The organism is Streptomyces sp. DT224, assembly GCF_049844595.1.
Taxonomy (GTDB): Bacteria; Actinomycetota; Actinomycetes; order Streptomycetales; family Streptomycetaceae; genus Streptomyces.
In genome coordinates this window covers 1-9,506 of sequence record NZ_JBNCLI010000025.1, presented here as the reverse complement: position 1 = coordinate 9,506, position 9,506 = coordinate 1, and the positions used below count along the sequence as shown (strand labels likewise).

The 9,506-nt window shown below is 74.1% G+C and carries 1 pseudogene; it reads left to right on the top strand.

From position 1 onward, the window contains the following. Window positions 1-48: 48 nt before the first annotated feature. Window positions 49-9,506, top strand: a pseudogene (locus ACLQ2N_RS35820) (SDR family NAD(P)-dependent oxidoreductase); the annotation flags it as partial.

Here is a 9,506-nt window from a genome sequence, read left to right as displayed (position 1 = left end):
GGGGCGACGGTGTTCCTGGAGGTCGGCCCGGACGGAACCCTCACCGGCATGGCCCAGCAGACCCTCGACAGCGGCGACGAGGCCTTCGTGCCCACCGCCCGCAAGGACCGCGAGGAGGCCCGCACCGTCCTCGAAGCCCTGGGCCGCCTCCACACCACCGGTGTGTCCGTCGACTGGACGGCCTACTTCGGCACGGCTGCGGCGACGGCCCGGCATGTCGATCTGCCGACCTACGCCTTCCAGCGTCAGCGGTACTGGCTCCAGGCCTCGGCCGGAATCGGTGACCTCACCGCCGCCGGCCTCAGCACGGTCGACCACCCGCTGCTGAGCGCGCTCGTTCCCGCGCCGGAGTCCGGCGGCCTCACGCTGAGCGGCCGGCTCTCGCCCGCCGCCCAGCCCTGGCTGGCCGACCACGACGTCAACGGCACGATCATCCTCCCGGGCACCGCGTTCCTCGAACTCGCCCTCCACGCCGGCGGGGAGGCAGGCACGCCGGTCGTCGAGGAGCTCACCCTGCGGGCCCCGCTGGTCCTCGCGGCCGACGGCAGCCGCCAGGTCCAGGTCCTGGTCGGTGGGGCCGACGACAACGGTGTTCGGGCGGTCGCCGTCCACTCCCGGGCCGAGGACGACCCCACCTCGGGGTGGACGCTGCACGCCGAGGGCGCGCTGTGCACCGCCACCGCTTCCGCCCCCGAGACGGGCCCGGCCGTCTGGCCGCCGGCGGACGCCACCGCCATCGACGTCACCGACGCCTATGACCTGCTGCTCGCCCGCGGCTACGCCTACGGTCCGACGTTCCAGGGCCTCCGCGCCGCCTGGCGGCACGGCGAGGACGTGTACGCCGAGGTCGTGCTGCCCGAGCAGGCGCACGCCGACGCCCAGCGCTTCGGCCTGCACCCGGCCCTGCTGGACGCGGCGATGCACGCCCAACTGGTCGACGGCAGCAAGGGCGGGGAGGACAGCACCGTCCTGCCGTTCTCCTGGGCCGGGGCCCGTCTGTACGCGACCGGAGCCACCGCGGTCCGGGTCCGGATCTCGGCGGTGCACGGCGGTGCCATCGCTCTGGCGATCTCCGACGTCACCGGCGCGCCGGTGCTCGCCGTCGACTCCCTCGCCGTCCGCCCGGTCACCGCAGACCAGCTCGCCGGGGCCCGAGCCGACCGGCCGGAGTCGCTGTTCCGGATCACCTGGACTCCGCTCACCGGGATCACCGCCGTTGAGGGCGTATTGCCGACCCTCGCCGAGACCCGCGCCGCTGTCGACGCGGGCGCCGACGCGCCGGCAACCGTGGTGTTCGCCCCGGCCTCGCCGGAGGCCTCGCACGACGACCTCCTGCACACCGTGCGCGGCACTGCCGTCGACGCCCTGGACGAACTTCGGGCCTGGTTGCAGGACAAGCGGTTCAGCGCCTCGCGCCTGCTCGTGGTCACCCACGGCGCGGTGCAGACCGGGGCCGACCAGGGCGCGGATCTCGGGCAGGCCCCGGTCTGGGGCCTGGTCCGTGCGGCCCAGGCGGAGAACCCGGGCCGGTTCGTCCTGGTCGACGTGGACGGAACCGAGGAGTCCCGGCGCGCCCTCGCCACCGCGGCCGCTGCCGACGAGCCGGAGCTGGCCGTGCGGGCCGGTGAGTTGTGCGTCCCGCGTCTGACCCGGGCCACCCCGGACACCGACGGCCCCGCCTGGGACCCGCGCGGTACCGTCCTGATCACCGGCGGCACCGGCGGCCTGGGCGCGCTCACCGCCCGCCACCTGGTCGCCGAGCACGGCGTCCGGCACCTGCTGCTGGTCGGCCGACGGGGCGTCGCCGAGCCGACCCTGCTCGCCGAGCTGGCCGAACTGGGCGCCGAGATCCGGGTCGAAGCCTGCGACGTGGCCGACCGCGGCGCTCTGGCCGCCCTGATCGCCTCGGTGCCGGTCGAGCACCCGCTGACCGGCGTCATCCACGCGGCCGGCGTCGCCGACAACGGTCTGATCGGCTCGCTCACCCCCGAGCGCCTCGATGGCGTCTTCGGCCCGAAGGCCGACGCCGCCTGGCATCTGCACGAGCTCACCCGTGACCTCCACCTGACCGCGTTCGTGCTCTTCTCCTCGGCCGGCGGCCTCATGCTGGCCGCGGGACAGGGCACCTACGCGGCGGCCAACGTCTTCCTCGACGCCCTGGCCGAGCACCGGCGCGGCCTCGGTTTGCCGGCGACCTCGCTCGCGTACGGGCTCTGGGACACGGACACCGGCATGGGCCGCTGGCTGAGCCGGGTGGACCTGCAACGGATCCGCCGCCAGGGCCTGCCCCCGCTGACCACCGACGAGGGCCTCGCGTTGTTCGACGCCGGTCTGCGGGTGGACACCGCCGTGCTGGTCCCCGCACGGGTCGACGTCTCCAGGTTGCGCTCGCGCGACGCCGCCCTGCCCGCGTTGCTGCGCGGCCTGGTGCGCCCCCCCGCCCGGCCGACGGCCCGGCGCGCCGGCTCCCCGGCCCTGGCCGAGCGGCTGGCCGGTCTCAGTGAGGCACAGCGGGCGGCCGCCCTGCTGGACCTGGTCCGGGAGCGCGCCGCCGCCGTCCTCGGCCACAGTTCGACCGGAGCCGTGCCGGGGGACCAGGCCTTCAAGGACCTCGGCTTCGATTCGCTGCTCGCCGTCGAACTGCGCAACCAACTGAGCGAGGCCTGCGGCCTGCGCCTGCCGGCCACCCTCGTCTTCGACTATCCGTCCGCTGCCGCCGTCGCCGAGTACCTTGAGGGCGAGCTGCCGGGCGGCCGGGCGGCCGGGACGACGGCCGTCGCTGCCGTCCGCACCGGGGACGAGCAGATCGCGATCGTCGGCATGGGCTGCCGCTTCCCCGGCGGGGTCGCCTCGCCGGAGGACCTCTGGGACCTGGTGACGCAGGGGCGGGACGCCGTCGCCGACTTCCCGGCCGACCGCGGGTGGGACATCGGCGGGATCTACGACCCGGTGCCCGGAACCCCTGGCAAGACCTACGCCCGCCAGGGCGGATTCCTCTACGAAGCCGCCGAGTTCGACCCGGCGTTCTTCGGGATCTCGCCGCGCGAGGCGCTCGGCATGGACCCGCAACAGCGCCTGCTGCTGGAGACGTCGTGGGAGGCGCTGGAGCGGGCCGGCCTGGACCCGACCGGCCTGCGCGGCAGCCGGACGGGCGTCTTCGCCGGCCTGATGTACCACGACTACGGGCTCGGCTCCGCCGCCTCCACCAGCGGCGGCAGCCTGGTCTCCGGCCGGGTGTCGTACACCTTCGGTTTCGAGGGCCCCGCGGTGACCGTCGACACGGCGTGTTCGTCCTCGCTGGTGGCCCTGCACCTGGCGGCGCAGGCGCTGCGCAACGGCGAGTGCGACCTCGCCCTCGCCGGCGGTGTCACCGTCATGGCGACGCCGGGCATGTTCGTGGAGTTCTCCCGCCAGCGCGGCCTGGCCGCCGACGGCCGCTGCAAGGCGTTCTCCGCGGACGCCGACGGCGCCGGCTGGGCCGAGGGAGCGGGCATGCTGCTCGTCGAGCGGCTCTCCGACGCGCGGCGCAACGGGCACCAGGTGCTCGCGGTGCTCAAGGGGTCCGCGATCAACCAGGACGGTGCGTCCAACGGCATGACCGCGCCGAACGGCCCCTCGCAGCAGCGGGTGATCCGGCAAGCGCTCGCCAATGCTGGCCTCACCACGGCGGACGTGGACGTGGTCGAGGCGCACGGCACCGGTACGACGCTCGGTGACCCGATCGAGGCCCAGGCCGTCCTCGCCACCTACGGGCAGGACCGTCCCGCGGACCGGCCGCTGTGGCTGGGATCGCTCAAGTCCAACATCGGTCACGCGCAGGCGGCGGCCGGTGTCGGCGGCATCATCAAGATGGTCATGGCGATGCGCAACAGCGTTCTGCCGCGCACCCTGCACGCCGAGCAGCCGTCCCCGCACGTCGACTGGACGGCGGGCGCTGTCGAACTGCTCACCGAGGCCCGGGACTGGACGACCGAGGGCGCACCGCGCCGGGCCGCCGTCTCCTCCTTCGGCATCAGCGGCACCAACGCCCACGTGATCCTGGAGCAGGGCGACGAGAAGGCGGAGTCCGCGGCCGGCGGGACCGAACTTCCTCTGGTGCCTTGGGTGGTGTCGGCGAAGAGCGCCGAGGCGCTGCGGGCGCAGGCCGAGCGGCTCGCGGACTGGGTGTCGCCGGAGGTGTCGGCCACGGCGGTTGGTGCCGCACTGGCCGGTGGCCGTGCGGATCTCGGGCAGCGTGCGGTGGTGGTGGGTGCGGACCGCGAGGAACTCGTGTCCGGGCTACGGGCGTTGGTCACCGACCGCACCGAGACCGGCTCGGGAACCGGTGGCCGGCTGGCGGTGTTGTTCACTGGTCAGGGCAGCCAGCGGGTCGGCATGGGCGCCGACCTGGCGGCCGCGTTCCCCGTGTTCGCCGAGGCTCTGGACGAGATCTGCGCGGTGCTGGACCCGCTGCTGGGTTGTTCGCTGCGCGAGGTGATGTTCAGCGACCCCGACGGCGTACTGAACGAGACCGGGCTCACGCAGCCGGCGCTGTTCGCGTTCGAAGTCGCCCTCTACCGGCTCCTCGCCTCGCTGGGCCTGCAGCCGGACGTACTGGCCGGTCACTCGGTCGGTGAGATCGCCGCCGCGCATGTCGCCGGGGTCTTCGATCTGGCCGACGCCTGCACCCTCGTCGCCGCCCGGGCACGGCTGATGCAGGCCCTGCCCCCGGGTGGGGCGATGCTCGCGATCGCCGCATCCGAGGACGAGGTGCTGGCGCTGCTCGCCGGTCATGAGGCCGAGGCCGGTATTGCCGCCGTCAACGGCCCCGCCTCCGTGGTCATTTCGGGCACCGAGACCGCGATCGCGGAGATCGAGAAGCGGACGTCTGCGCGGACGAAGCGCCTGCGGGTTTCCCACGCCTTCCATTCTCCGCTGATGGACCCGATGCTGGAGGGCTTCCGTACGGCCCTGAGCGGCATTGAGTTCCATGAGCCGGCCCTGCCGGTGGTCTCGAACGTCACGGGCCGTCTGGCCGAGGCGGGTCTGCTGACCACCGCCGAGTACTGGGTCGATCACGTCCGCCGCCCCGTGCGCTTCGCCGACGGAGTCCGTGCCACTGAAGCCAGTGTCTTCCTGGAGGTCGGCCCGGACGGCACCCTCACCGGCATGGCCCAGCAGACCCTCGACAGCGGCGACGAGACCTTCGTGCCCACCGCCCGCAAGGACCGCGACGAGCCCCGCACCGTCCTCGAAGCCCTGGCGACGCTCCACACCACCGGTCTGCCCATCGACTGGACGCGGCTCCTCACCCCGGCACGCCCGCTCGACCTGCCCCCCTACGCCTTCCAGCACCAGCGCTACTGGCTGGACTCGGTCGGTCGCAACGGCAGTGACGTGACCTCCGCCGGCCTGGGAGCCGTCAACCACCCGCTGCTCAGCGCGCTGGTCCCTGCCCCGGACTCCGACGGCCTCACCCTCACCGGCCGTCTCTCGATCACCGCTCAGCCCTGGCTGGCCGATCACGTCGTCAACGGCGCGGCCATCCTGCCGGGCACGGCGTTCCTCGAACTCGCCCTCCGGGCCGCCGCCGAGACCGCGGACTGCGTGGCTGTTACCGAGCTGACCCTGGAGGCGCCACTCGTCGTTACGCCGGACCAGGCGGTCCAGGTACAGGTGGTCGTCGGCGAGCCGGACCCGGCCGGGCGGCGGACCGTTGCCGTCCACTCCCGTTCGCAGGACGCGGACACCTGGCAGCGGCACGCACAGGGCGTCCTCGCCCCGACCGCCGACACCCCGGTCGCGGAGCTGGCGGCCTGGCCGCCGGCCGACGCGCTCCCGATCGACGTGGCGCGGCTCTACGAAGACCTGGCCGCCACCGGCCTGGACTACGGCCCCGTCTTCCAGGGCCTGACCGCCGCCTGGCAGCTCGACGGCGCCGTCTACGCCGAGGTCTCCCTCCCCGAGGAGGCGCACGCCGATGCGGCCCGGTTCGGCCTGCACCCCGCACTGCTGGACGCCGCCCTGCACGCGATCACCCTCGGCGGCCTACTCCCCGAGCCCGCCCCCGGCCGCCCGTACCTGCCGTTCGCCTGGTCCGGTGTCGTGCTGCACGCCACCGGCGCGACCTCGCTGCGGATCCGCACGGTGGCGACCGGCGCCGACGAGCTGGCGCTGAGCATCGCCGACCCGTCCGGCGCACCGGTGCTGGCCGTGGAGTCGCTGGCCGTCCGCCCGGCTTCCGCTGCCCGCCCCACGGGCGTCACCCCGTACCTGGTGGCATGGCCGGCCCTGCCGGCCGCCGCGGCCACGACCGACGGCATCGCCGCCGTGGTCCTGGACGATTCGGAATCGCTGGGCGAGGCGATCGGCGACGCGGCGCCCGAGTTGATCGTCGTCCGCATCGCCGTCGGCGAGGCCCGCGACCCGTCCTACCGCGCCCTGGAACTGCTCCAGGAGTCACTGGCGGACGACCGGCTCGCCCACGCCCGGCTGGCGCTCGTGACGGTCGGCGCGGTCGCCGCCGCCGGCGGCGAGGTGCCGGACCTCTCCGTCGCCCCGGTCTGGGGCCTGGTCCGCTCCGCGCAGGCCGAGAACCCGGGCCGGTTCATCCTGATCGACAGCGACGGCCACCCCGACTCTGAGGCCGCCCTGCTCCGGGCCTGCGCCTCAGGGGAGTCCCAGCTCGCGCTCCGGGCCGGCACGGTGCATGTGCCGCGCCTCGTCCCCGCCGCCGCACCCGTCGACGGCCCGACCGAGGCCGCGTTCGGTGACCCCGCCGGTACCGTCCTGGTCACCGGCGGCACCGGCGAGCTGGGCGCGCTGTTCGCCCGCCGCCTCGTCGCCGAGCACGGCGTCCGCCATCTGCTGCTGGCCAGCCGCCGCGGTCCCGAGGCCCCGGGAGCCGGCACCCTGGCGGCCGAACTCGCCGACCTCGGCGCCGAGGTGACGATCGCTGCCTGCGATGTCGCCGACCGCACCGCCCTCGCCGAACTGATCGCCGGCATCCCCGCCGAGCGACCGCTGACGGCCGTCGTCCACCTCGCCGGGATCGTCGCCGACGGCGCCGTCACCTCGCTCGACCGTGAGCGGGTCGACCGCGTCTTCGGCCCCAAGGCCGACGCCGCACTGCACCTGCACGAGCTCACCCGCGACCTCGACCTGGCCGCCTTCGTGCTGCACTCGTCCGTCGCCGGGACCATCGGCAGCGCCGGCCAGGCCAACTACGCCGCCGCCAACGCCTACCTGGACGCCCTCGCCCTGCGCCGCCGGGCAGAAGGCCTCCCCGCCCAGTCCCTCGCCTGGGGCCTGTGGGAGCTTGAGGCCGGCATGGCCGGCGTCCTCGGCGACACCGACCGGGCCCGGCTCGGTCGTTCCGGCATAGCCCCGATGCCCGTCGACGAGGGCCTTGCCCTCTTCGAGGCGGCGCTCGGACTCAACGTCGGCGTTCCCGTCCTCGCCAGGCTGGACACCGCCGCGCTGCGCGGCCGGGACGACATCCCGGCCGTCTTCCGCGGCATGGTCCGCATCCCGGTCCGGCGTGCCGCCGCCGCGGACGCCGCCCGCACGGCCGGCACCGCCGTGGCCGACCGCGGAGGGCTGCTCGCCCTGATCCGCACCAACGTGGCACTCGTCCTGGGACACCAGGACGCGGCCGGCGTGGACACCGGGGCAGCGTTCAAGGAGATGGGCTTCGACTCGCTGAGCGCCGTCGAGCTGCGCAACCGCCTCAACACCGCCACCGGCCTGCGTCTGCCGGCCACCCTGCTGTTCAACTTCCCCACCGTCGAGGCTCTTGCCGACCACCTCTACGGCCGGCTCACCGGAACCAACCAGGCCCGTGCCGAGGTCACCGCCCGCACGACGCCGAACGACGAGCCGATCGCGATCGTCGGCATGGCCTGCCGCTACCCCGGCGACATCGCCTCCCCGGAGGACCTGTGGAGTCTGCTCACCCGCGGCGGTGAAGCGATCACCACCTTCCCGGTCAACCGAGGCTGGGACCTCGACAACCTCTACCACCCCGACCCCGACCACCCCGGCACCAGCTACACCCGCGAGGGCGGCTTCCTGCACGACGCGGACCGCTTCGACCCCGAGTTCTTCGGGATCTCCCCGCGAGAGGCGACCGCGATGGACCCGCAGCAGCGCCTGCTGCTGGAGATCTCCTGGGAGGCCATGGAGCGCGCCGGTCTGGACCCGTTCGGCCTGCGCGGCAGCCGGACCGGTGTGTTCGCCGGTGTGATGTACCACGACTACGGCGGCCGACTCCCGCAGGCGCCGGAGGGCTTCGAGGGCTTCGTCATTAACGGCAGCGCCGGCAGCATCGCCTCCGGCCGCGTCTCGTACACCTTCGGTTTCGAGGGCCCGGCCGTCACCGTCGACACCGCTTGCTCGTCGTCGTTGGTGGCCCTGCACCTGGCGGCGCAGGCGCTGCGCAACGGCGAGTGCGACCTCGCCCTCGCCGGCGGTGTCACCGTCATGGCCACGCCCGGTGTGTTCGTGGAGTTCTCCCGCCAGCGCGGCCTCGCCGCCGACGGCCGGTGCAAGGCGTTCTCCGCGGACGCGGACGGCACCGGCTGGGCCGAGGGAGCGGGCATGCTGCTGGTGGAGCGGCTGTCGGATGCCCGGCGCAACGGGCATCGTGTGCTGGCGGTGGTCAAGGGGTCCGCGATCAACCAGGACGGTGCGTCCAACGGCCTGACGGCCCCGAACGGCCCCTCGCAGGAGCGGGTGATCCGACAGGCGCTCGCCAACGCGGGTCTGACGGGCGCCGACGTGGACGCCGTCGAAGCGCACGGCACCGGCACGACCCTGGGTGACCCGATCGAGGCCCAGGCCGTCCTCGCCACCTACGGCCAGGACCACAGCGAGGAGCAGCCGCTCTGGCTGGGATCGCTCAAGTCCAACATCGGTCACGCGCAGGCGGCGGCCGGTGTCGGCGGCATCATCAAGATGGTCATGGCGATGCGCCACGGCGTCCTGCCCCAGACCCTTCATGTCCACGAGCCGTCCCGGCACGTGGAATGGGAGGCCGGCGCCGTCGAGCTGCTGCGCGAGGTGCGGCGGTGGCCCGCGGCTGGCCACCCGCGTCGGGCGGGAATCTCCTCCTTCGGGGTCAGTGGCACCAATGCGCATGTGATTCTGGAGCAGGGCGAGTCGGAGAGCCCGTCTGCGGACTTTGTGGAACTTCCGCTGGTGCCGTGGGCGGTGTCTGCCAAGGATGCCGTCGCGCTGCGGGCGCAGGCCGAGCGGTTGGCGGAGTGGGCGGAGGGGGACGCGACGCCGGACGCCGTGGTTGGTGCTGCGCTGGCGAGTGGCCGGAGCGTGTTGGAGCATCGTGCGGTGGTCGTGGGTGCCGGCCGTGCGGAGCTCGTGGCCGGGCTGCGGGCGGTGGCTGCTGACGGTGCGGGTGTCGGGGCTGGTCATGGTGGCCGGCTGGCGGTGTTGTTCACTGGTCAGGGCAGCCAGCGGGTCGGCATGGGCGCCGACCTGGCGGCCGTGTTCCCGGTGTTCGCCGAGGCTCT